This window comes from Caloranaerobacter azorensis DSM 13643 (assembly GCF_900129995.1).
Taxonomy (GTDB): domain Bacteria; phylum Bacillota; class Clostridia; order Tissierellales; family Thermohalobacteraceae; genus Caloranaerobacter; species Caloranaerobacter azorensis.
In genome coordinates this window covers 1-2045 of the sequence record NZ_FQXO01000139.1, presented here as the reverse complement: position 1 = coordinate 2045, position 2045 = coordinate 1, and the positions used below count along the sequence as shown (strand labels likewise).

The following is a 2045-nucleotide window of genomic DNA, read 5'->3' as shown; positions in this document are numbered from 1 at the left end:
CGACTTCGAGTTATGTAGGCTTATAGCCTCATAATAGAAGTATCGGATAAGACCTATAAATCTATAAAGATTTATAGGTATGCGTTGCTTTCTATGAGGTTTTTATAGATATAAGTCAACGGGTGAGTATATGTTTAGAAAGAGTAATGGTATGATAGATGGTCATGTACATATTGAAAAAGGAGACTATACCGTAGATTGGATAAAAAAGATTGTTAGATATGCATGTGAAAGAGGAATATCAGAAATCAATATTTTGGAACATTCTTATAAGTTTAAAGAATTTGAAAGAGTTTATGAAAAAATTGCTTTGTATAATGAATATCAAAAATCTTGGTTAAATGAAAGAATGAAATTGTCTCTAGATCAATATGAGAAATTAATTATGGAAGTAAGAAAAAATAAATTTCCAATTAAAATAAATTTTGGATTGGAAGTATGTTTTATAGAAGGAACTGAAAATATAGTTAAAGATATAATTGGAAAATTTGATTGGGATTTTATTACAGGTTCAGTACATTGGATAGATGGATGGGGGTTTGATCATAAAAAGGAATTTTGGGAAGGAAAATGTGTAGATCGTGTATACAAAAGATATTATGAAATTATGAAAAGTCTTATAAAATCTGGATTGTTTGATATTTTAGCACATCCTGATTCTATTAAGTGTTTTGGCTATTATCCTTCTTTTGATTTAGAAGAAACTTATATAGAAATTGCAGATTTATTAAATCAATACGATATGTATGCTGAACAGAGTGGTGGATTATATTTAAATTATGGGCATAAAGAACTCGGAATGAATAGTAAATTATATAATATTTTCAAAAAAAAGAATGTGAAGATAATTACCACTTCGGATGCTCATAGACCAGAAGATACAGGGAAATATATAAAAGAATTAAGTGAATTATAGAGATTGTAATTTAAAATTGAGAGAAAGAAGGGAATAAGTGATGGAAGAATATCTAGGGAAAAAAGTTGTAGTAGTTATAGACAGGCCATTAGGGTCTAAACACCCAGAACATGAATTTATATATCCAATAAACTATGGGTATCTTTCTAATACAGTTTCAGGAGATGGAGAAGAAATAGATGCCTATGTTTTAGGTGAGTTTAAACCATTAGAATCTTATGAAGGATATGTTATTGCGATAATACAGCGAAAAGATGATAACGAAGATAAGTTAGTAGTTTCCAAAGACTTAAATATGTATAATAGAGATCAAATCAGGGCATTAGTAGAATTCCAAGAGAGATTCTTTGAAACAGAAATTATCATGTATGAGGATGAGACTAGAAAAGATATAGATGGTGAATTAATAGAATTTGATACTTTAAAAAGAGAATTTTTAGAGTTAGTTAGAGCAAAAAAGTTTATAGTACTTGCAATAAGTAAGGATAATAGAGTTACAGCAAGAAGTATAAGTTGTGTTGTAATAGATTCAAAAATATATTTTCAAACAGATAGAACTTTCTTAAAGTATGAACAGATAAAAAGTAATCCTAATGTGGCTTTATGTGTTGATAATTTTCAAATTGAGGGATATGCAAAAATAAAAGGTCATCCATTTGCAGAAGAAAATAAAAATTTTATAGAAGTATTTAGAGAAATACACAGTGGTTCTTTTAATGCATATTCTCATATGGAAAATGAAGTAGTTATAGAAGTTGATCCAAAATTTGTTACAGTATGGAAGTATGAAGATGGACAGCCTTTTATGGAGTTTTTAGATTTTAGAAATGAAAAGGCGTATAGAAAGTATTATGATAATAGTAAATAGATATAAGAAATTTTTATGATTAAAAAATAGAATAATTTTTTAATGTAGTATATGAGAATATATTTTGTTATGTCAGTGGTATTTATGTATCAAGTGAGGGATAGGTATGTTTTTTTCTATACTTAGATATTTGCTAATATTTGTATTAATACGTGTATTTATAAATATCACCAGTTTACAAGATTAATTAAGCCACAAAGTCATTGTATATAAAGTTTTTAACGCATTTGGAAACTACAGAATAAATTTTTCTATTTTCGA

At 27.2% G+C, this 2045-nt stretch carries 2 protein-coding genes; both read left to right on the top strand.

Annotated elements, in window-relative coordinates; translation table 11 throughout:
- The first annotated feature begins 130 nt into the window (after positions 1-130).
- On the top strand, positions 131-916 hold the full coding sequence (locus tag BUB51_RS12475) for a PHP domain-containing protein (protein WP_242945597.1): 786 nt from the start codon (positions 131-133) through the stop codon (positions 914-916).
- A gap of 40 nt (positions 917-956) precedes the next feature.
- Complete coding sequence (locus BUB51_RS12795) at positions 957-1784, top strand: inorganic diphosphatase (protein ID WP_083599631.1); 828 nt, start codon at positions 957-959, stop codon at positions 1782-1784.
- The last annotated feature ends 261 nt before the right edge of the window (positions 1785-2045 follow it).